The organism is Pedobacter nutrimenti, assembly GCF_003208655.1.
In the GTDB taxonomy this organism is placed as follows: Bacteria; Bacteroidota; Bacteroidia; order Sphingobacteriales; family Sphingobacteriaceae; genus Pedobacter; species Pedobacter nutrimenti.
On record NZ_QKLU01000009.1, the window covers coordinates 220,564 to 243,370 of the forward strand.

22 protein-coding genes are annotated in these 22,807 nt (G+C 42.3%); 16 read left to right on the top strand and 6 right to left on the bottom strand.

Features of this window, described 5'->3' with window-relative positions:
* Positions 1–3: 3 nt before the first annotated feature.
* Together dtd and B0O44_RS22025 are read left to right on the top strand one after the other, a co-directional pair.
* A complete protein-coding gene (gene dtd, locus B0O44_RS22020) occupies positions 4–456 on the top strand; it encodes a D-aminoacyl-tRNA deacylase (RefSeq protein WP_110834253.1) in 453 nt (150 codons plus the stop codon).
* On the top strand, positions 456–782 hold the full coding sequence (locus B0O44_RS22025) for a nucleotide pyrophosphohydrolase (RefSeq protein WP_110834254.1): 327 nt from the start codon (positions 456–458) through the stop codon (positions 780–782). Before dtd ends, B0O44_RS22025 begins: the two co-directional genes overlap by 1 nt.
* Here the strand turns inward: B0O44_RS22025 and B0O44_RS22030 are convergent, their stop codons facing one another.
* From B0O44_RS22030 to greA, 3 genes are all read right to left on the bottom strand, one after another.
* A complete protein-coding gene (locus B0O44_RS22030) occupies positions 783–3,362 on the bottom strand; it encodes a DUF5686 family protein (RefSeq protein ID WP_110834255.1) in 2,580 nt (859 codons plus the stop codon).
* A gap of 317 nt (positions 3,363–3,679) precedes the next feature.
* Positions 3,680–4,072 carry an HIT family protein gene (locus B0O44_RS22035; RefSeq protein ID WP_110834256.1) on the bottom strand — a complete coding sequence of 131 codons (393 nt, stop codon included), beginning with the start codon at positions 4,070–4,072 and terminating at the stop codon, positions 3,680–3,682.
* A 20-nt stretch (positions 4,073–4,092) separates the two neighbouring features.
* On the bottom strand, positions 4,093–4,566 hold the full coding sequence (gene greA / locus B0O44_RS22040; protein ID WP_110834257.1) for a transcription elongation factor GreA: 474 nt from the start codon (positions 4,564–4,566) through the stop codon (positions 4,093–4,095).
* A 298-nt stretch (positions 4,567–4,864) separates the two neighbouring features.
* Here greA and B0O44_RS22045 point away from each other — a divergent pair, with 298 nt between their 5' ends.
* Positions 4,865–6,745, top strand: a complete 1,881-nt coding sequence (locus B0O44_RS22045; protein ID WP_245943770.1) for a M1 family metallopeptidase — start codon at positions 4,865–4,867, stop codon at positions 6,743–6,745.
* Positions 6,746–6,787: 42 nt separating this feature from the next.
* Here the strand turns inward: B0O44_RS22045 and B0O44_RS22050 are convergent, their stop codons facing one another.
* On the bottom strand, positions 6,788–7,711 hold the full coding sequence (locus B0O44_RS22050) for a 2-hydroxyacid dehydrogenase (protein ID WP_110834259.1): 924 nt from the start codon (positions 7,709–7,711) through the stop codon (positions 6,788–6,790).
* A gap of 2 nt (positions 7,712–7,713) precedes the next feature.
* Positions 7,714–8,505 (bottom strand): 16S rRNA (adenine(1518)-N(6)/adenine(1519)-N(6))-dimethyltransferase RsmA, encoded by a 792-nt coding sequence (gene rsmA / locus B0O44_RS22055; protein WP_110834260.1) that lies wholly within the window; start codon positions 8,503–8,505, stop codon positions 7,714–7,716.
* Between the two features lie 216 nt (positions 8,506–8,721).
* Here rsmA and pdxA point away from each other — a divergent pair, with 216 nt between their 5' ends.
* From pdxA to B0O44_RS22120, 13 genes are all read left to right on the top strand, one after another.
* Positions 8,722–9,801 (top strand): 4-hydroxythreonine-4-phosphate dehydrogenase PdxA, encoded by a 1,080-nt coding sequence (gene pdxA / locus B0O44_RS22060; RefSeq protein ID WP_110834261.1) that lies wholly within the window; start codon positions 8,722–8,724, stop codon positions 9,799–9,801.
* Positions 9,802–9,880: 79 nt separating this feature from the next.
* The gene (locus B0O44_RS22065) at positions 9,881–10,414 is read left to right on the top strand and encodes a YceD family protein (RefSeq protein ID WP_110834325.1); all 534 of its coding nucleotides are present in this window, start codon (positions 9,881–9,883) and stop codon (positions 10,412–10,414) included.
* Positions 10,415–10,432: 18 nt separating this feature from the next.
* Positions 10,433–10,624 carry a 50S ribosomal protein L32 gene (gene rpmF / locus B0O44_RS22070; protein WP_108555155.1) on the top strand — a complete coding sequence of 64 codons (192 nt, stop codon included), beginning with the start codon at positions 10,433–10,435 and terminating at the stop codon, positions 10,622–10,624.
* Between the two features lie 100 nt (positions 10,625–10,724).
* Positions 10,725–11,663 (top strand): phosphate acyltransferase PlsX, encoded by a 939-nt coding sequence (gene plsX / locus B0O44_RS22075; RefSeq protein WP_110834262.1) that lies wholly within the window; start codon positions 10,725–10,727, stop codon positions 11,661–11,663.
* Between the two features lie 11 nt (positions 11,664–11,674).
* The gene (locus B0O44_RS22080; protein ID WP_110834263.1) at positions 11,675–12,664 is read left to right on the top strand and encodes a beta-ketoacyl-ACP synthase III; all 990 of its coding nucleotides are present in this window, start codon (positions 11,675–11,677) and stop codon (positions 12,662–12,664) included.
* Positions 12,665–12,732: 68 nt separating this feature from the next.
* Positions 12,733–13,221, top strand: coding sequence for an acetyl-CoA carboxylase biotin carboxyl carrier protein (gene accB, locus B0O44_RS22085; RefSeq protein WP_110834264.1), 489 nt, complete (start codon positions 12,733–12,735; stop codon positions 13,219–13,221).
* 36 nt (positions 13,222–13,257) lie between these two features.
* Complete coding sequence (accC, locus tag B0O44_RS22090) at positions 13,258–14,598, top strand: acetyl-CoA carboxylase biotin carboxylase subunit (RefSeq protein WP_110834265.1); 1,341 nt, start codon at positions 13,258–13,260, stop codon at positions 14,596–14,598.
* Positions 14,599–14,722: 124 nt separating this feature from the next.
* Complete coding sequence (tatC, locus tag B0O44_RS22095; RefSeq protein ID WP_110834266.1) at positions 14,723–15,610, top strand: twin-arginine translocase subunit TatC; 888 nt, start codon at positions 14,723–14,725, stop codon at positions 15,608–15,610.
* A gap of 45 nt (positions 15,611–15,655) precedes the next feature.
* Positions 15,656–16,090, top strand: a complete 435-nt coding sequence (gene rpiB, locus B0O44_RS22100; protein ID WP_110834267.1) for a ribose 5-phosphate isomerase B — start codon at positions 15,656–15,658, stop codon at positions 16,088–16,090.
* Between the two features lie 39 nt (positions 16,091–16,129).
* On the top strand, positions 16,130–17,752 hold the full coding sequence (locus tag B0O44_RS22105; protein WP_110834268.1) for a M28 family peptidase: 1,623 nt from the start codon (positions 16,130–16,132) through the stop codon (positions 17,750–17,752).
* 216 nt (positions 17,753–17,968) lie between these two features.
* Complete coding sequence (locus B0O44_RS22110) at positions 17,969–19,351, top strand: LutB/LldF family L-lactate oxidation iron-sulfur protein (protein WP_211321432.1); 1,383 nt, start codon at positions 17,969–17,971, stop codon at positions 19,349–19,351.
* Between the two features lie 34 nt (positions 19,352–19,385).
* Positions 19,386–21,362: an alpha-ketoacid dehydrogenase subunit alpha/beta gene (locus B0O44_RS22115; protein WP_110834270.1), complete on the top strand. Its 1,977-nt coding sequence runs from the start codon at positions 19,386–19,388 to the stop codon at positions 21,360–21,362.
* A gap of 56 nt (positions 21,363–21,418) precedes the next feature.
* Positions 21,419–22,231, top strand: coding sequence for a hypothetical protein (locus B0O44_RS22120; protein WP_110834271.1), 813 nt, complete (start codon positions 21,419–21,421; stop codon positions 22,229–22,231).
* Here B0O44_RS22120 and B0O44_RS22125 read toward each other — a convergent pair.
* Positions 22,180–22,794: a SprT-like domain-containing protein gene (locus B0O44_RS22125; protein WP_245943771.1), complete on the bottom strand. Its 615-nt coding sequence runs from the start codon at positions 22,792–22,794 to the stop codon at positions 22,180–22,182. The genes B0O44_RS22120 and B0O44_RS22125 overlap by 52 nt on opposite strands.
* Between the last annotated feature and the right edge of the window lie 13 nt (positions 22,795–22,807).

Below are 22,807 nucleotides of genomic sequence, written 5' to 3' on the forward strand. Positions count from 1 at the left end.
ACGATGAGAGCAGTTATTCAAAGGGTTACGCAGGCCAGTTGTACAGTAGAAGGGCAAATTACCGGGGCTATCGAAAATGGCTTATTGGTCCTACTGGGTATTGAAGATGCAGACCAGATGGAAGACCTGGACTGGTTGGCCCAAAAAATTGCCGGCATCCGGATCTTCAGTGATGAAAACGGGCTGATGAACAAATCACTGGCCGACATCAATGGAAATATCCTTCTGATTAGCCAGTTTACCTTATTTGCAGCCACTAAAAAAGGAAACCGTCCGGGTTTTACCCGAGCAGCAAGACCAGATCAAGCCATTCCTTTGTATGAAAGCATGATTGTTAAACTCTCGGCCTTAACTGGCAAAGAAGTTCAAAGGGGCCTGTTTGGGGCAGATATGAAAATCAGTCTGCTCAATGATGGTCCGGTCACCATACTTATAGACACTAAAAACAAAGAATAATGACCATCAAAGAGGCACAGCAAACCGTAGACCAGTGGATTAAAACCACGGGTATCCGTTATTTCAATGAACTGACCAATACCGCCATCCTGATGGAAGAAGTAGGTGAAGTGGCCAGAATTATGTCCAGAAAGTATGGGGAACAATCTTTTAAAAAGAGTGACCTGTCCGTAGACCTTGGGGACGAAATGGCCGATGTGCTTTTTGTACTGATTTGCCTGGCCAATCAGACAGGCATAGACCTGACTTCAGCAATGGAAAAAAACCTGCTAAAAAAAACCAAACGGGACGCCGAGCGTCATAAAAACAATAAAAAATTACAGTAACTATAACCTGAACTGCAGGGTGACCCTAGTCGCAAAATTTGAAGGTTCAAGCCCGGCCTCACTCAGGTGGTCCCTATGGGTAATGCGGTGCAGAAAATCGACCCTCACAATTTTAAGAATGTTTTCTATTCCATAACCGGCCTCCACATAAGGTACTCCCTCCATGCTCCGGTTCAGTTTTGTGCGGCCCCTCACATAAGCTTCATTGTTCTGGTCGCTCAAACTGCCCTCCAATACATTCAATACAGCAACGGTCCGTACATTCAGCTTTTTTAACAAAGGAATGCTGTTGGTAATCAGGCCTTCCATATGCTGGGTATAACTTAAGGAAACATATTTATCACTGGCAAATTCCAGAAAGCGCATGGTGTTAAAACTAAAACGGTGATTTTCCAGCAAGGGATAAGGAATTGCACTTGGAATATAACCCGCCGTTAAAGAATAATCTCCTTTTCCTAAAATACCCATAGGCGGTTTCTGCATAATGTTCAGGTGAAATTTATCGTAGTTAAAATCACCTGAAGCCATTTTAACACCACGGGTATACCTAAAAGTAATGATCGGACTGCCACCGCCATTACCAATACTGATCCTTCTGTTGATTTTTGAGGACTCCAATAAACGCCGGCCTGGGGTCCACTGAATTTCACTCTGGATTTCTGAAACATCATAACGGTCGTAGCTTTTGTTGTCTTCCTTGTCGCGGTAATGAAAGCTGAACAAGGGGTCAAAACTGCGGTGGGTAAAGGTAAGTTTTCCCTTTACGCTTGGAAAAATATCTGTTTGTACATAGCCTTTGATGATGTCCTGTAAAAATGGCCCCCTCCTGCTGATTGATCCGTTACGAATGGAAGCACTGAATACGTTGTTCTGGTTATAACTGAACTGTTCAAACTGATAACCGGTTTGCCCGATATCATGCTGGTAGGATGCGCCAGCCTGCACCCATGGCTTACGGGAAAAAATATAATCCACTCCGGCATTGTATTTAAAACGGGTATCCCGGAAACCATAACTCACAAAACCACTCAGGATCAATTTTTCACTGAAACGGGTATTGGTGGTTGCCCCAAGTCTTAAAACGGAGCCCTCCAGGTCATTATAACTGTAAGTATAGGGATAAGGTCCAAAGCTGATTTTCCCAACCTTATAATAGCCATTGATCAGGGTGGCAGCAATATCTGCATAGGTCTTTACAATTGGCAGGTTTTTAACCGTATCGATCATTTTAAACAAGGCCTTATCGGCCGCGGTCAAAGAATCTGTTCTATGGCTTACCCAGTACTTTTCATCTTTTCTGTTGACCTCTGGGCTCATCACCAGGCTTTCTTTAAAAGTACTGGAAGGATAGTCCACATTAACCTCAAAATCTTTGTTGGACAGGTAGAACTTGGCAATAAAACCAGATAATTTTTTCTGGGTTGTACCAACATTTACTACAATCCGGGTTTGCATTGGTAACCATGCACTTGTTCCCGAGGGCTGCACCATAGCCTGCTGGATCCGTACTTTATTTAAAAAATTCAGGTTGGCATCTTTGGATACATTACAGTCTATCCGATATAAAGCATAACTGTCTTTGGTAATCCACATGACCCCATCAAAGGCCAGGTCATGGGAACGTTTCGGTTTGAACTCAATTTTGTAATATTCCTTCCCATCGATCTTATCATGGGCATCTGTCAGTTCATAATTGTAAAAGGTTTTCCAGCTGTCGGTAATGGGCGAAATGAACTCTTTATTGGCCAGCCGCAGGTAATTGTTGTAAAAGTTGTACTGCAAAAAGGTTGAACCCGCCAGCTGGGAAATCAGCGTTTCATCTTCGATGCCCACCCCACTTACCTTGGTACGCAGCACATGTTCTGTTTTGCGTTCCGGGTTATTGGTGTATTTATAATTGGAAATGGTTTCCGAAGCAAAAATGGGCAGCATCGGTGTACCCTGGTCCCCTGCAATTTTCTGCAGGTCGTTCATGATTGGCATGACCTGCTTCATTACCTTGCTTTTTTTGATTTTTTCGCTCAGATTGGTTACAGAAACATCAATACGGTTATAGCTTTCATAGCCAAAACTTTTTAAACGCTTCATGTCATTCTGTGGTTTGTTCTTCACCAGGTTTTCCATGATTTCCCAGGCTGGGTTTACATAGGTTTTAGGCGTAATGGTCACTGTATTTAAAGTCCGGCTGTTCACTGCCAGCTGAAAATCGGCAACTGGTGTTGTACCACGAGGTAAAGCTTTTCTGGCCAATGTATAGCTGACATAGGTCGCATAAACAGAATCGGTAAGGATATGCTGTGGCAGGACCAAACGGTACAGGCCATCAAAATCAGAAGCTGTTGCTTTAACCCCTCCACCGACAAGTTTTACATAAATTGTGGCATAAGGAATGGCCTCTCCTGTTTGCGCATCGGTTACTTTCCCGCTAACGGCTTTCCCCTCCTGGGCCCTTAAAGCCGGGCAGTACAAAAGGTTCAGCATAAAAACAAGCCCTGCAGCGATGCAGAATACTTTGTGTTTAAAAAATAACATGGCTTGCCCGCCCCCCCTGAAATAAAAATGTAAAAAATCCGGTCTCATTAATCTACTTAAACATGAATAGCGATGTAAAAACTCATTTCATTACTCTTACATCTGTGCTGCCGCATCAATGTATAAGATATGTTTTTCTAGGGATGAAAATCTAATATCTATTAAAAAAATCAGTTGAGTGCGCCCAGGCTGGACTTCATTATGAAACAAACCTGTTACAAATATAACATTAGAATGTAAAATTCTATATAAAAAGAAATTAAGCTTTTGATTTTTTAAAATTTATTTTTAGAAAGCCTTTAAATTTCATAAAAAAAGGATGGCCAAATTGACCATCCTTTTTTTATGAAATTTAATCCTTAATCTTACAACTCCGCCCTAATCTTAGCGGCAGCTTCAGCGAGTTCTTCTGGTGAAGGGCTTAATTTAGGTTTACTGAAATTCATATCATTTACCTGATTCATTGGAATCAGGTGAATGTGTACATGAGGTACTTCCAGACCAATGACTGCCATCCCCACTTTTATACAGGGGAAAGCCTTTTTCAGGCCCCCGGCCACAATTTTTGCAAACAGGGTCAGGCCGAAATAACTTTCTTCATCCAGGTCAAAAATATAATCCGTTTCCTTTTTAGGAATGACCAGCACGTGCCCCATTGTTAAAGGACTAACATCTAAAAATGCCAGGTAATCTATGGTCTCGGCAACAATATGTGCCGGGATCTCCCGGTTAACGATTTTTGAAAAAATACTTGCCATAGCTTTGATTGTTCAGATGCTTACCTGCTGATTTCCAATATTTCAAATTCTATTTTCCCGGCAGGGACCTGGATCTCTGTTTTATCACCTACAGATTTACCCAGTAAACCCTGCGCAATTGGTGATTTCACGGAAATTTTTCCAGTTTTAAGGTCTGCTTCGGATTCGGCAACCAGCTGATAGGTCATGGTTGCCCCGTTTTTTACGTTTTTGATTTTAACGATCGACAAGGCCAATACCTTAGAAGTATCCAGTTTTGACTCATCAATTAGCCTTGCGGTAGAAAGTGTCGCTTCCAGTTTGGCAATTTTCGCCTCATGCAAACCTTGTGCTTCTTTAGCCGCATCGTATTCGGCATTCTCTGAAAGGTCCCCTTTATCCCTTGCTTCTGCAATGGCTTTAGAGATCAATTGTCTGCCGGTTGTTTTTAAATAATGTATTTCCTGTTTTAATTTTTCCAGACCATCATTGGTATAATATGTAACATCTGTCATAGCTCAGTTAATTTTAAATTCTTTACTGCTTTAATTCTCTGCAGAACCATCCTAAATGGGCTGATGATTATCCTCAGCACCACATTTATGAACAATCCCCTATAAAATACAAACAAGACTATGTCGGCATTAAGCCTGCATAGTCTTGCTTCGATTAAAACGAAGATAACAGCCAATTCTTACAAAAGCAAATCTTTTGTGATGAAATCTGCGCTTTAGTAAAAAGTCAGATATAAACTTTTACCTGCTTTATGATTCAGCCATTTTTTAATTAGTTTTAGCATCTATTCCTTTATTTATGATGTACAAGAAATTATTTAATGCGATGACGGTGCTGGTCTTATCTGCGTATGGCCTTTCCGCTCAGGAACTATATATGCCCCGCAACATAAAGGCTGCCTATAAAAAAGAAACACGGGCACTGGATGGCAGACCAGGCAAAAAATACTGGCAAAACCATGGTAAATACGACATGGACATACAGGTTGATGCCGCCACAAAAATGGTAAGCGGGACCGAGCAGATCATTTACAGCAACAACAGTCCGGATACCCTAAAAAAGCTGGCCATCCGTTTTGTCAACAACCTTCATAAACCACAGGCTCCCAGGAGCGGTTATGTCAGCAATGACTTTTTATCTGAAGGGCTAAGCATTTCTTCTTTTTCTGCCGATGGTGAAAAATACCCGATTGATACCAAAGACTGGGGTACCGTAGAGTCCGTAAAATTAAAAAAACCCTTGCCCCCTAATGCAAAGATCAGTCTGCAAATCAGCTGGAGCTACCCACTTTCTAAACAAAGCGGAAGAGAGGGCCAGATTGACAGCTGTACTTTTTTCGTGGCTTATTCTTATCCAAGAGTTTCTGTTTATGACGATTACAATGGTTGGGATGCGATTCCTCACACAGATAGAGGCGAATTTTACAATGATTTTAACGACTATACCTATTCTGTCAAGGCGCCGAAAAATTATGTGGTCTGGGGTACTGGCGACCTGCTGAACCCGGATGAGGTTTTACAACCTGCTTTTGCAGCAAAACTTAAAAAATCGTATCAGTCCGATGAAGTGATCCGTATGGCAACAGCTGAAGAGATGAGAAAAGGGCTGGTCACCAAACAAAACGCCTGGAATACCTGGAAATTCGCCGCTGCGCACATTAGCGATGTCACCTTTTCCCTAAGCAACCATTACCTCTGGGACGCAGCCAGTGTGGTCGTAGATTCCAAAACAGGCCGCAGGGCGAGTGTGCAATCTGCTTATCATGAAACAGCTAAAGATTTTCCTTTCATGACCGAATATGGCAGGCTGGCCTTACAATGGTTTTCAGGCAACTGGCCGGGCGTCGCTTATCCTTTTTCAAAAATGACGGCCGTGCAGGGTTTCGCCGATATGGAATACCCGATGATGGTCAATGACTCCAGTACCCCGGATCCCGCTTTTTCGCAATTTGTATTGAATCATGAGGTCGCACATACTTATTTTCCTTTTTATATGGGCATTAATGAAACCAGATACGCCTATATGGACGAAGGCTGGGCAACAACATTGGAATACCTGATCGGAATAGATCAGGTTGGAAAAAACAATGCCGATGAGTTTTATAAAAAATTCAGGGTAAAAAAATGGATCATGGATCCTTCTACTGAAGAAGACCAGCCTGTTATTTCCTTATCCAGTCAGCTTTCCGGACCTGGCTATGGAAACAATGCTTATGTAAAACCTTCGCTGGCCTATCTGGGCATGAAAGACATGTTGGGTGATGTACTCTTTAAAAAAGCTTTACACGAATATATGGACCGCTGGAATGGCAAGCACCCTACACCATGGGATTTCTTTTATTCGATTAACGATGCCACAAAACAAGACCTGAACTGGTATTGGAACAATTGGTTTTTCAGCAATAACTATATCGACCTGGCAATTGAAAAAGTGGCCATAAAAGGCAATCAATATACCGTCTCTATAAAAAACACCGGGGGATTTGCTATTCCTTTTGATGTAAAAGTTACTTATGAAGGTGGCAGGGAAGAAGTTTTACACCAGACCCCTGCCATCTGGAAAAACAATCAGAAACAGGTAAGTGTACAAGTCAATGCAGCCGATAAAGTACAGTCCATTGTCATCGATGGTGGAATTTACATGGATGCTGTTCCGGCAGACAACAGCTGGAGCAAGTAAAAGAACAAAAAAGGTGTTTCTTTTAAGAAACACCTTTTTTGTTTATAAGGCAGCCAGTTTGCCAGCCAGTACTTCTGAAATTTTACGATAGGAGTCAAATGTCCAGCCAGCCACATGCGGACTTAAAATCACCCTGGAAGATTCTATCAAATCCTTGTACCAGCTTTGCGCTCCAAGCAAAGGAAACTTCTCTGCCTCGAGTACATCAAGTCCTGCAGCCAGGATTTTTTTGCTGTCTATCGCATTTAAAACTGCTTTTGTATCAACAATTTCCCCTCTTGCGGTATTGATAAAAAAAATCGGCTTTTTGAAATGTAATAAATATTCCGCATTCACCATTTGTCTGGTTTCTGTGGTCAAAGGGATATGCAAGCTCAGTACATCACTGTGCCTGACAATTTCCTCCATACTCACTTCTGTCGCATAAGCATCAGAAAAGCCTGTTTTATATTTATCATAAGCAATTGTCCTGACTTCAAATCCAGATATTTTTTTTGCAAAACTCTGTCCCATAAAGCCATAACCAATTAAGCCTACTGTTTTCCCTTTTAGTTCCCAGCCCCTGTTTCCTTCCCTGTCCCATACCCCATTTCTAATCTGCCCATCCGCTAAGCGGAAGTTGTTCATCAGCGCCAGAAGCATCCCTATGGCATGTTCCCCCACTGCATCTCGGTTTCCCTCCGGGGCATTGATCAATTGGATACCTTTGTTTTTGGCATATTCTTCATCAATATTATCCAGGCCCGCGCCGGCCCTGGCTACAAATTTTAAATTTGGTGCCGCATCCATCAGTTCCTGGTCAATTCTGAATTTTGTTCTGACCGCAATTCCCGTATAGTCCGAAATGATGGCCAGCGTTTCTGCCCTGCTGATCAGTGGCTGGTCATTGACCTCATAACCCAGTTCAGCAGCTTTCTCTTTGAATACCGGATGAAGATCATCCACAATTAATATTTTACCGCCCATTATTAAATTCCAGCTGTATTTAAAACCGTAAGGTGTTTTGTAAGTGTTACAAAATCCTCCACACTGAGCTGCTCTGCCCTTTTATCAAAAAACGGATGGTTATCCATTTTATCTTTTGGAATCGTACCCGAAAGTGCATTTCTTAAGGTCTTTCTCCTTTGGTTAAACCCGGCCTTTACCGTACGCCAGAACAATTTTTCATCACAGTCGAGTTGTGCTGTTTCATTCCTGCTCAGACGGATAACACCAGAATTGACCTTTGGGGGAGGATTAAAGGTCCCTGGTTTGACCGTAAATAAATATTCTATATCGTAATAAGCCTGGATCAGTACACTCAGAATGCCGTACTCTTTGGTCCCTGACTTGGAAGCACAGCGCTCGGCAACTTCTTTCTGGAACATCCCTACCATTTCAACCACATGATCCCGGTGCTCGAGAATTTTAAAAAGGATCTGTGAAGAGATATTATAGGGGAAATTGCCAATAATGGCAAACTTGCCAGGAAAAATCGTTCCAAGGTCCAGTTTTAAAAAATCACCATTAATCAGCCTGTTTCCAAGCTGGGGATATTTTTCCTGTAAAAAATGATAGGATTCTACATCGATATCAATCAAATGGGTTTCCAGATCTTCACGCTCCAGTAAAATATCAGACAATATCCCCATTCCCGGGCCCACCTCCAATACCTGACGGTATTGATCGGTATGGATCAGGCCGTTTACAATTTTACCTGCAATATTTTTATCGGTCAGAAAATGCTGCCCCAGATGTTTCTTTGCCTTTACCAAACTCATATGCTCCTGATCTTAAAGATGCAAAATAACTAAAGTTTTACCAGTATTGGGCTAAGAACGAGGCTAAAATTCCCTAAATCACAAATCAAAGACAATTTTGTAGCAATATCTTAAGAGCCTGCACGGCTTAGAAAACGGCTTTGGGCACCGAAGAATTTACATTTGTGAACAGAAATAATTTTTAATCTGTAATTTGCGCTAAATTCTAAGTTGAGCATGAGCAATAAAGTAAAAATAGGCATTAGCATTGGAGATGTGAACGGAATAGGCCTGGAGGTTATTCTTAAAACGCTATCACACAACAGCATTCTTGATTATTGTACCCCCATCGTATACGGACATACCAAGGTTGCCTCTTACCATAGGAAAGCACTGGGCCTGAATGATTTTAATTTCAATGTGGTCAATCACGCAGGGCTGGCTAATCCTAAAAAAGCCAATATGATCAATTGCTGGGAGGAAGATGTTAAAATTGACCTTGGTGTTTCCAATGAAACCGGAGGCAAATATGCCTTGCTTTCCCTTGAAAAAGCAACCGAAGACCTGATCAGCGGTGAGATCGATGCCCTGGTTACTGCACCGATTAACAAATTTAATATACAATCCGAAACCTTCAAATTCCCGGGACATACCGAATACCTGCAGGAACGCAGCGGAAGCAACGATGTGCTGATGTTCCTGATCAGTGAGGAGTTAAGGATCGGAGTGGTGACAGGACATATTCCTTTAAAAGAAGTTTCTGAAAACATCACCAAAGAGAAGATTGTCCGTAAACTTAAACTGATCAACGACAGTTTAAAAAAGGACTTCTGGATTGAAAAACCGAAAATTGCTGTATTGGGCCTCAACCCGCATGCAGGTGACAACGGACTGCTGGGTAAAGAAGAACAAGATATTATTATACCGGCCATACATGAGGCATTTGATAAAGGTATTATTTGTTTTGGCCCTTATCCGGCCGATGGTTTTTTTGGCAATGGAACCTTTAAACAGTTTGATGCCGTGCTGGCCATGTACCACGACCAGGGCCTGGTCCCTTTCAAAACCATCGCCTTTAGCACTGGCGTAAACTATACTGCAGGGATGAAAGTGGTGCGTACCTCTCCTGATCATGGAACAGGTTATGATATTGCCGGAAAAAACCTTGCAGATCCGACTTCCTTTATAGAAGCCGTTTTTGCAGCTGTCCATATTGTCAAAAACAGGAAGGAACAGGAAGCATTGCTTGGCAATCAACTCAAAACCGGAGGCAAAATTGTAGAGACTGCGCTGGATATCAAAGATGATGCAAATTAAGCAGCCAAACATTTTTTGTAAAATGATTTTATAAATCTGAATTTAATTCATACATTTGCGGGCTAAAATTTTGTTACAATTGAAACCGTTAAAACAATTTTCAATCCCATTTACAGGCTTAAAAATTGGCAAACATCAATTTGAGTTTGAAATTGATAACAGCTTTTTTGATGCATTCGAGTACTCTTTAGTCAAAAAAGGAGCACTTAAAGCAACAGTTGAGCTCGACAAACAAGAAACGATGTTAATTTTGCAAATCCATATTTATGGTACTGTAAAATTAGACTGCGACAAATGTCTGGCAGAATTTAATGCTCCTTTGGATATTAAGGAGCGGCAGATTGTAAAGTTTGCTGAAGATGAACTGGAAAGTGATGATCTGGAAATTATTGTGCTGAGCAAAAAAGAAAGCGCAATTGATGTTTCGGAGATCCTGTACGAATTCATCAATGTTTCAGTGCCTTTTATAAAGATCTGCGGGCAGAACGGAGATGGTCAGCAATGTGACCAGGAAATGATCGACAGACTGGAAAGCCTGTCACATGGTGGCGATAAAAAAGAAGAATTAACCAATGATGACCCCCGGTGGGCAGCATTAAAAAAATTAAAATAATAATTAAATCAATTAGTAATGGCACATCCAAAACGCAAGGTTTCTAAAAGTAGAAGAGACAAAAGAAGAACACACTATAAAGCAGAAGCTCCTTCTCTGGCTACTTGCCAAACAACTGGCGCAATCCATGTACCTCACCGTGCATATAACGTTGATGGTAATTTATACTACAACGGTAAATTAGTTATTGAAAACACCTCTATAGGGTAATTTTTCTTGAAAAATAGTTTGTGTTTTGCCGGTGTTTAAGTTTATCTTAGACCTATAAAAGAAGCACAATAATGCTGTTTACACAAACTGATTTTTTACTATGAAAATAGGTCTCGATATAATGGGCGGAGACTATGCTCCCGAAGCGAATGTTTCGGGAGCAATAGCTGCCCATCAATTACTATCGCCCGGAGAGCATATTGTGCTGATTGGCGATACACATCAGATTAAACCTTTATTATCTGAAAAGGGATTCAACCCGGATCACTTCGAGTATGTTCATACCGAAGAAGTGATCGGTATGGGGGAACACCCCACCAGGGCGATCAGCCAAAAACCCAATTCCAGTATTTCTGTCGGATTCAACTTACTCAAACAGGGTAAGCTCGATTCCTTTGCCAGTGCGGGCAATTCAGGCGCAATGATGGTCGGTGCCGTGTTCAGTGTAAAAACTGTTCCGGGTATCATCAGGCCTTGCCTGTGCACTATTGTACCCAAACTTGCCGGAGGTATGGGCTTAATGCTCGATGTAGGGGCCAATGCCGATTGTAAACCAGACGTACTGGTCCAGTTTGGTATTGTAGGCAGCCTTTATGCTGAAAATGTGATGCACATCAGCAATCCCAAAGTTGGCCTGATCAATATTGGGGAAGAAGATGAAAAAGGAAATATGCTTAGTCTTGCAACCTTTCCTTTAATGAAAGATTGCAGTCAGTTTAATTTTATTGGTAATATTGAAGGCCGTGACCTGTTTAACGAAAAAGCAGATGTCATTGTGTGTGATGGTTTTACTGGAAATATTATGCTGAAACTTGCTGAATCCTTTTACATCATGACCATCAAAAAAGGACTGAAAGATGAATTCTTTGATCGTTTCAACTATGAGAACTATGGTGGCAGCCCGGTTTTGGGTGTCAATGCCCCGGTCATCATAGGCCATGGAATTTCCAGCCCTACTGCGGTAAAAAACATGATCCTGCAGTCCAGAGATATGATAACTACAGGCTTGGTAGAAAAAATACAAGCTGCATTTAAATAAAATAAAGCAAAATGAGTAAAATCCACGCCGCTATTACTGCGGTTCATGGTTATGTTCCCGATTATGTTTTAACCAATAAGGAACTTGAATCAATCGTTGACACCACCGATGAATGGATCATTTCCAGAACGGGGATCAAAGAACGCAGAATATTAAAAGGTGAAGGATTAGGTACATCGGATATGGCAGTGCATGCTGTAAATGGTTTACTTAAGAAACGTGGCATAACGGCTGAAGAAATTGAACTGATCATTTTCTGTACCACCACGCCTGACATGCCTTTTCCAGCTTCAGCAAATATCCTGGCCGATAAAATAGGTGCAAAAAATGCTTGGGGTTACGACCTTCAGGCAGCTTGTTCGGGTTTTATCTTTGGTTTGTCCACCGGGGCCCAGTTTATTGAATCCGGAAAACACAAAAAGGTTTTAGTTGTTGGTGGAGATAAGATGTCTTCCATTATCAATTACCAGGACCGCACGACCTGCATCATTTTTGGCGATGGCTGTGGGGCCGTTCTTTTAGAACCCAACAGCGAAGGTAACGGTGTTATAGATTCTATTCTCCGTACCGACGGTGCCGGCAGACAATACCTGCACCAAAAAGCAGGCGGTTCTGCCAGACCTGCTTCGCATCAGACCGTAGACAATCAGGAACATTTTGTTCATCAGGAAGGCCAGGCGGTATTTAAATTTGCCGTGACCAATATGGCCGATGTTGCTGCCGAGATCATGGAACGCAATCAACTGACCTCTGAAGAGGTGACCTGGCTGGTACCTCACCAGGCCAATAAAAGAATCATCGATGCCACCGCTTCAAGAATGGGTGTTGGTGCTGAAAAAGTAATGATCAATATAGAAAGATACGGTAATACAACGAACGGAACCATCCCCCTTTGTTTATGGGAGTGGGAAAGCCAGCTGAAAAAAGGAGATACGCTGATACTGGCGGCTTTTGGAGGCGGATTTACCTGGGGCTCTGTTTATTTGAAATGGGCATATTAATTTTTATATTACAATTAATCTTAACTTAGTTCATTCTAAGGCATACATCTTTTTAAAATCACTTAAAAATGGATATTAAGCAAATTCAGGAACTTATTAAATTTGTTTCCCGTTCAGGCGTAAATGAAGTCGCTATTGAGCAGAAAGACTTCAAAATAACGATTAAAACCAATCAGACTCCTACAGTTATTACTGCAACAGTTCCTGCGGCTCCCCTAGCAAGTACTGCACAGGTATTACCTGCAGCTGTGGCGCCTCAACCAGTATCTGCTGTCGAAACCAAAGCAGCAGCCCCTGCTGCTGAAGATACTTCAAAATACATTACCGTTAAATCACCAATGATTGGTACTTTTTACCGTTCATCCAGCCCTGATAAACCTTCTTTTGTAAATGTGGGCGATGAAATCGGAACAGGTAAAGTGATTTGCATTATCGAAGCGATGAAACTGTTCAATGAAATTGAAAGTGAAGTTTCAGGAAGAATCGTAAAAGTACTGGTTGATAATGCATCTCCGGTAGAATACGATCAACCATTATTTTTAGTAGAACCTATGTAATATTTGCCTTTGAGCAAATCATTATCTAATCAATATATGTTTAAAAAAATATTAATTGCCAACAGGGGCGAAATCGCCTTACGTATCATACGTACCTGTAAGGAAATGGGCATTAAAACCGTTGCTGTCTATTCTACAGCAGATCGTGAGAGTTTACATGTCCGTTTTGCCGATGAAGCCGTATGTATTGGCCCTCCCCCGAGTAAAGATTCTTATTTAAGCATTCCGAACATTATCTCTGCAGCAGAACTGACCAATGCAGATGCCATTCATCCGGGTTACGGGTTCTTATCAGAAAATGCAAAATTCTCTTCTGTATGCCGCGATTACGGAATTAAGTTCATTGGGGCAACACCTGAACAAATCAACTCCATGGGTGATAAGGCTTCGGCTAAAGACACCATGAAAAAAGCAGGCGTTCCGACCATTCCAGGTTCAGAAGGCCTGCTGGAAAGCGTCAAAGATGGCATCCGGATCGCTAATGAAATGGGCTATCCGGTGATCCTTAAAGCAACTGCCGGTGGTGGTGGCCGTGGGATGCGTGTCGTATGGAAAGATGAAGACTTTGAAAACGCATGGGACAGTGCAAAACAGGAGTCCGGTGCTGCTTTCGGAAATGATGGTTTATATCTGGAGAAGTATATTGAGGATCCCCGCCATATTGAAATCCAGATCATCGGTGACCAGTACGGAAAAGCCTGTCATCTTTCAGAACGCGACTGTTCTATCCAGCGCAGGCACCAAAAACTCGTTGAAGAAGCCCCTTCCCCTTTCATGACACCTGAATTGCGTGAAAAAATGGGCGAAGCGGCCATCAAAGGCGCAATTGCAGTTCAATATGAAGGTGCCGGAACCATTGAATTCCTGGTTGACAAACACCGGAATTTCTATTTCATGGAAATGAACACCAGGATCCAGGTAGAGCACCCGGTTACTGAAGAAGTGATCAATTACGATCTGATTAAAGAACAGATAAAAGTTGCTTCGGGTGTTCCGATTTCCGGCCGGAATTATTTACCGGACATGCATGCTATTGAATGCAGGATTAACGCGGAAGACCCTTTCAACAACTTCCGTCCTTCTCCGGGAAAAATCACCAACTTCCACTCACCCGGAGGTCATGGTGTAAGGGTTGACACGCATGTTTATGCAGGTTATCAGATCCCGCCGAATTACGATTCTATGATTGCCAAACTGATCTGTGTTGCTCAAACCAGGGAAGAAGCCATTAGTACAATGGAAAGGGCTTTAAGTGAATTTGTCATTGAGGGCATTAAAACCACAATTCCTTTCCACTTAAAACTCATGAAAGATCCAAATTTCAGGGCTGGTAACTTCACCACCAAGTTTATGGAAACTTTCGAATTTTCGGAATAAGCAGGTGCCGGACCTTTCCGGCATTTTAAACAAAATAGATGAATTTAAATCTATTTGTAATATTTAAAACGTAAATACCATTCTATATAAAACAGAATGGTATTTTTGTTTAACACTAATTTACATGAGCGACAACAAAACGCAGAATCTAATTGATTCCATTAAAAACAAAGGTAAAAATCTGGAATCGGAAATGTCTTTCTTCGACCATATTGACGTTTTAAGAAAACATTTGCTAAGGGCATTACTGGTTATTGTGATCTTCACCGGTCTGGCTTTCTGGTATTATGATTTTATCTTCAATACGGTCATCATGGGCCCTAAAAAACCTGATTTCTGGACTTACAGAATGATGTGTAAACTGGTCGATTTTTTCCCCTCCCTGGGTTCTGACTTTTGCATTACCAAAATTAACGGTAAAATCATCAATACAGAGATGGCTGGTCAGTTTACCTTACAAATCAATTCCTGTGTCATGACCGGAATTATTTTTGGTATTCCTTACCTTCTTTTTGAAATCTGGCTTTTTGTTAAACCCGCCCTGCATGAAAATGAAAAAAAATCAACCAGCGGCTTTGTCTTTTTTGCTTCCAGCTTATTCCTGATCGGGATTCTTTTTGGTTATTACATCATTTGCCCCCTTTCGATAAACTTCCTGACCAATTTTTCTGTCAGTAAAGAAATTGAAAATACCTTTACAATTGATTCCTATCTATCTTCGGTGGCCACGCTGACCATAGGAACAGGAATAATTTTCGAGCTGCCGGTGGTGATTTACATTCTTTCCAAGTTTGGAATTATGACGCCAAAATTCATGAGGGCAAGCAGAAGATATGCAATTGTCGTGATCCTGATTATTGCAGCCATTGTTACCCCTACTCCGGATATCATTACCATGCTGGTGGTTGCCTTCCCTCTTTTTATTCTTTATGAATTGAGTATTTTCATTTCGGCCAGCATTGAAAAAAGACGGAATAAAGAACTATACGGCACCGCAAAAACAAGGGCCTAACAGAAAAATTACTTTTGATATTTATTATTCTCTATACATTTGAATATGTCAGCTAAGCTAAAAATTGCCATCGGTTCTGACCATGCAGGTTATGAATACAAAGAAATGCTAAAAACTTTCCTTCAGGATGATGAACTGAAAGACTTTGGAACAGATTCTCTAGCATCTGTTGACTACCCTGATTTTGCACATCCTGTCGCCTCAGCGGTAGAAAGCGGAGCCTATAATTTTGGGATATTGGTTTGTGGCAGTGCCAATGGTGTGGCAATTACAGCCAACAAACACCAGCACATCCGGGCGGCCATTTGCTGGGAAAATGAAATCGCAGCTTTGGCCAGACAACACAACAATGCCAATATTATTTGTATCCCGGCCCGATTTGTCTCCCAGGACCTCGCAAAGGAAATGGTAAAAACCTTTCTACAAACTGCTTTTGAAGGAGGAAGGCATGCTGGCCGGGTCGATAAAATATCATGCTAAACCACTGTCTGACCAGCAGTATAACCAACTAACTAAAAAATGAAAAAACCATTACTTTACGCAGGCCTTGTTCTTTTTATGGGTTTTGGTGCTTTTGCACAAAACAAAACCGCTATAAAATTTAGCCAGAGCATTTCTAAGGACAATGCCTACAAACACCTCTCGGTCCTCGCATCTGATGAATATGAAGGAAGAGAAACCGGTAAAAAAGGCGCCTGGATGGCTGCTGATTATATCCGGAACCATTTCAAATCCCTCGGGCTGAAAGGACCTGTAGGCGGCAATTATTTCCAGCCTATTGATATGGTCAGTTATGATGTCGTTCAAAGCATCCTGACCATCAACGGACAAGCCAAAGAACTGCTTAAAGATTTTATCATCTCACCTTCCAGTGTAACCCAAAATGGTTTCACCCTGAATAAAAATGCGGTCATTTTTGCGGGTTACGGACTTTCTAAACCTGATTTTAATGAGTTTGAAGGGTTGAATATAAAAGACCGGATTGTCATGGTTTTTGCTAGCGGGGATCCAACGCAAAAAAGTACGGAAAAACCTGCTACCGACAGGGCAGCCATGCGTGCTGCACTGGTCGCCCGACAGGCCAAATTAAAATACCTGAGCGACAATGGGGCATTAGCCGTAATTCAAATTGATCCTTCTCTGGACAATCCTAACGAAGAGACCATTGCCCGCTACAACAATGGTGCAGGTCGTCTGACCTTAAAAACGCCGGATCTGCTGGAGAAAATGAAAGAACAAAAATCATTACCGGTCATCAATATATCAACAGCAACCGCTAATGAGATTTTAAAACAGAGCGGCAGCAATGTGCAGTCTGTACAACAGCAAATAACAAATACCGGCAAACCTGCTTCAAAAGAACTAAGTGTTGTTTTATCGGTCAGTGCCCTGAAAAAAGAAGTAAAAGTCCGTGCAGAAAATGTACTTGGCTTTCTGGAAGGTTCAGATCCTAAACTCAAAAAGGAAGTTCTTGTTGTGACCGGCCACTACGATCATATTGGACTGACCACCTCGGGAACAGATAAAGTAAATAACGGGGCAGACGATGACGGTTCGGGAACCACAGGGGTACTGATGATTGCCGAAGCTTTTGCCAAAGCCAAAAAAGCAGGCAAAGGGCCAAAAAGAAGTATCCTTTTTATGACAGTAGTTGGAGAAGAAAAAGGTCTTTTAGGCTCTGAGTGGTATTCTGAGCATCCTGTGTTTCCTATGGAAAATACCATTACCAACCTGAACATTGATATGATTGGAAGAGTTGATCCCGACCATGAACAAAACCCCGATTATGTGTACATCATTGGTTCTGATATGCTGAGTTCGGACCTGGATAAACTTGGAAAAAAAGCAAATACAGATTATGTAAAAATGAATCTGGATATGAGATACAACAACCGTACAGATCCTAACCGGTTCTACTACCGTTCAGACCATTACAACTTTGCAAAACATAATGTTCCTGTCATTTTTTACTTCAATGGTGTGCATGCGGACTATCATCAACCTGGTGACGAAGTGAGTAAGATCAATTTTCCACTTCTTGCCCGGCGGGCAAAACTGGTTTATTTTACGGCCTGGGAGCTGGCCAATGGAGCTAAAAGGCCCCTTGTCGATAAAAATGAAGACGGTACACCCAAAAAATAATCTGTTTAAAACAAATAAACCTGCGATGAGCAGGTTTATTTGTTTTAAACCCATTTCGAGATTTAATTCTTTTAGCTGTTTGCGAATTATTTATATTTGAAAGGATGAAAACGTCATAAAGACGGAGAAACACGATTACACCTATGAAAACTGCCAGAGCTTTATTCCTTAAAAAGAACAAGCTGGGGCAGGCTTCCTAACCAACATAATATATCTATGAAACTTGCTGAGGAATTTTTGGTAAAGGCGGATGAGAAAGCATTTGATCTGGAACATCGAACAATAATTAACCACAATATTGGTAAATACAATACTGCCGTAGACAGGGGGCTGTCCAGGTTTGAGAACCTGGATAATTCTAAAAAAAGGGCCCATGTGATCAAATGGAGGGTCATGGAAAACCTCGATAAATTCCTGCCTGAATTTGAATCTAATTTTCAGCGCAGGGGCGGAAAAGTGATCTGGGCAAATGACGCCAATGAAGCCCAAAAGGAAATTTTAAACATCATTAACCGGGCAGGTGGAAAATCAGTGATCAAATCCAAGTCCATGACCACCGAAGAAATCCACATCAATGAATTTCTGGAAAAACATGGTATCGAATCCTTAGAGAGCGACCTGGGAGAATACATTGTACAACTTCTCGGCCAAGCCCCTTACCATATTGTTACCCCGGCGATGCACTTGAGCAAGGAAGACATTGCCAAGCTCTTTCATGAAAAATTTGGGACGCCCCCGGACGCAAGCCCTGAGCAGTTGACCCAAAAAGCCCGTGAACTGCTCCGTGAAAAATACCTGCAGGCCGATATTGGCATCAGCGGAGGAAATTTTCTGATTGCAGATACTGGCAGTATCGCGCTCACAGAAAATGAAGGCAATGCCAGGTTATGTACTACATTTCCCAAAATACATATCGCTGTTGTAGGTATTGAAAAAGTAATCCCCTCGATGACCGATCTGGACCTGTACTGGCCCCTTTTGGCCAGCCATGGAACCGGACAAAACCTTACCGTATACAATACCATTTTAAGCGGCCCCAGACAAGTGCACGAAACCGATGGCCCTGAAGAAATGTATGTCATTCTGCTGGACAATGGCAGAACAAGTTTGCTTGCCCAGAAAGAACAACGTCAGGGATTGTATTGCATCAGGTGCGGGGCTTGTCTGAATGCCTGTCCGGTGTACAAAAATGTTGGGGGACATACTTATAATACCACTTACAGTGGACCGATAGGCGCTGTGATTACGCCGCACTTAAAGGGAATGAAAGACTTTAAACACCTGAGTTATGCTTCCAGTCTTTGCGGAAAATGTTCTGAGGTATGCCCCGCCAAAATTGACATTCACAAAATGCTGCTGCTCAACAGAAGAGATGCTGCAGCGCAGCATGACAATACAAAAACAGAAGAGATGGGTTGGAAGTTGTGGAACACCGGCATGAAAAAAAGATCCCGCATGGACATGTTCGGAGGTAAACTCAAGAATTTCTTTTTAAAATACTTTTTCCGGAAAGTCTGGGGCAAATACCGTTCTATGCCGGAGATCGCCCCAAAATCTTTTTCGAAACAATGGCAGGAAAGGAACAAGGAGCAAAATTAAATCTGTAACTTAAGCCCAACCAAATAGCCATCCTATGCATTTTGACAGAAAAGATAAAGACGACCATTCTTTGTTAAATCTATATGAGCAACTCCTTTATCCCAGAATGATAGAGGAAAAAATGTTGATATTGCTTCGTCAGGGACGCATAGGAAAATGGTTTTCCGGAATTGGCCAGGAGGCCATTGCAGTTGGAAGTACCCTGGCCATGCAGTCTTCGGAGTACATCCTGCCCATGCACAGGAACCTTGGGGTTTTTACCACCAGGGAAGTTCCCTTAAAAAAACTGATGGCCCAGTGGCAGGGTAAACTGACCGGCTTTACCAAAGGAAGGGACCGCTCCTTTCATTTTGGTACGCAAGACCATAAAATCATAGGCATGATCTCTCATTTAGGCCCTCAAATGGCCCTGGCAGATGGCATTGCCCTGGCAGATGTCCTTGCAGGCCATGCACATGCAACTTTGGTATTTACCGGTGAGGGTGCAACCAGTGAAGGCGATTTTCATGAGGCCCTGAATGTGGCTGCCGTTTGGGACCTGCCTGTTATATTTCTAATTGAAAATAATGGTTATGGTTTGTCTACGCCTGTCCAGGAGCAGTTCCGTTGTAAAAACCTCTCGGATAAAGCCATTGGCTATGGCATAGAGGGTATACAAATCGACGGCAATAATATTCTTGAGGTCTATGATACCTTGCATGAAATTGCAGAAAAAATACGTAAAAATCCCCGGCCGGTCCTGGTCGAATGCCTGACATTTAGAATGAGGGGGCATGAAGAGGCCTCCGGAACAAAATATGTCCCTGCCCAGCTTTTTGAAGAATGGGAAAAAAAAGATCCGGTAAAATGCTACGAACAATACTTGTATGACCTCGGGATTTTAACAGAAAGAATAGCCGATGAGCTCAAAAGCAGGATAAAAATTGAAATTGAAACAGAAATTGAATCTGCTTTTGCCGAACCGGAACCCCATGCAGATCCGGAAACAGAAGCACAGGACATGTATTTTCCTTTTCAACAGCAGCTCATCCACGCTGAGGGACCTTCAGCAGAAATCCGTTATCTGGACGCTATTACCCAGGGCTTGAGCATGGCCATGCAGAAATATCCAAACCTGGTTTTAATGGGGCAGGACATCTCTGAATACGGTGGCGCGTTTAAGATTACAGAAGGCTTTACCAAAGAATTTGGCAAACACAGGGTACGCAATACACCTATTTGTGAATCGGCCATTGTCGGGGCAGGCCTGGGCCTTTCCATTAATGGTTATAAAGCCATGGTAGAAATGCAGTTTGCAGATTTTGTGAGCTGTGGTTTTAACCAGATTGTGAATAACCTGGCCAAAACCCATTACCGCTGGGGGGAAAAAGCAGATGTCGTGGTCCGCATGCCTACTGGTGCGGGTACAGGCGCCGGTCCTTTCCATTCGCAAAGCAATGAAGCCTGGTTTACCAAAACCCCCGGGCTTAAAATTGTCTATCCTGCCTTTCCTTATGATGCCAAAGGCCTGTTGCTTGCGGCCATTGAAGATCCCAATCCGGTGATCTATTTTGAACATAAATACCTCTACAGGAGTTTAACTGGTGCTGTGCCTGAAGGTTATTATACCCTGGAAATTGGCAAAGCCAATGTATTGAAACACGGAAATGACCTCAGCCTGATTACTTACGGTTTGGGTGTTCATTGGGCCCTTGCTTATCTGGAACAACACCCCGATCTGTCGGTCACGCTGATTGACCTGTGCAGCCTTCAACCCTGGGACAAAGAAACTGTGGCAAGCGCTGTAAGGGCTACAGGCAAAGTCCTGATCCTTCATGAAGATACAATGAGCTCTGGCTTTGGTGCCGAAATTGCAGCCTGGATTTCTGAAAATTGTTTTGAATACCTGGATGCCCCGGTCATGCGCTGCGCAAGCCTGGACACCGCCATCCCTATGAATAAAGTACTGGAAGACAGCTTCCTTGCAAAAAGCCGTTTACACCAAAGCATAGAAAAACTACGTAGCTACTAAGCGGCTTGGCACGATAATCGCCCTGATCGGGGAGTTGCTCATCAAACCACATCAATATGAAGTTTTTGTATGTCCTGCTCCTTAGCCCGTTCTGTGTACTTTACAGTTGTAACCTGAAATCCAGTCATCCCCAGGCCGATATAGCCCAGGACCCGGCCGCAACGGCAATGAATGAAAAAATCATTAGCCATTATGCCGACAGCCTGGATAAAAGTATAGATACTGCACACAAAAAAATCAGTTTAATTTATACAAAAGGACAACATTCTTTTTATGCAGAACAATATGAGTTTAATGGAAAAACCGTTTTGCTATCGGTTTATGAAGACAATGGGGCTTTAAAAAACACCCGAAAAAAATATTACTTCAAGAACGACAGCCTCATTCTTGTCAGGAGCAGTTCCATTCAAGATGAGGGGACCAGCCCCATTTTAAAGGACAGTGTAAGTTATTTAAGAAACCATACGGTCTTCAAAATTACATTCAGGTCGGCTGCCAGTCAGGCACAACTCAAAGCAACACCTTTCCACAGCCTTGCCACAGATCAAAAAAAGAATGCCGAAACTTACCTGCAGCAGGTTGACCTTTTAAAAGATGCCATACAGCAGCAAAATCAATTTGAAATGGTGTTTGAAAGTATAAACGGAGCTCCCGATGAAAAGTATCTGATCCTGAAAAGTAAAACAGATGCTGTTTACGAAGCATCGGTCCTTTTAACAGACAAAGATGCCCTTATCGACAGTCTGCAAACAGACCCATTGAAATTTAAAGGAGAAAAGATCCATTTGAACTGGACCATCAAAGACAAACAGGCGATTTATGTTCCTGTAGCCAGTAAAGTCACTTCTGCCAGGGGGTTAAATAAATAAGTATTCCCATTATCCAGACAGACACATCTGTATCTTTTTCGCAAACGCTCCCCTTTTTTAAACTTCCTTCCATCCTTTATCGTAAAGAGCGTATTTAACGGGATTTCTTCCAGGCGGGAAGACCTGAGTTCGGGATCATGTTTTTTCAGCGCCCTGGACAGCTGTAAATCCGTACAGCTCGAAGCCGAAGGGTTACTCAGGTAAATTAAAATCGCTTTGCGGACATCTTCGGGAAAAACATTCTGTTCCAGAAAGGGGCTCATCATTCTTTTAAAGTTGTTCTTCCATTCTGCCCCATGGGGCTTTACCTTATTTTTATGATCATTCCAGGTCAGTAAATGGGCAAATTCATGCACAGTGGTCACCAGAAAAGCATAAGGGTTCAGGTTGTTGTTAACGGAAATTTTATGCCCGGAATTTTTAAAAGGGTGCCGGTAATCACCCAGTTTGGTTGCCCGGCTCTTGGAAATTTTAAACTCACACTGGAAATAATCTATCCACCTGGCAATCACAGCTGCTGCTGCCTGCGGCATATACTGGGCAAGAACCTGAACCTTTTCCACAGCAACTAAGATA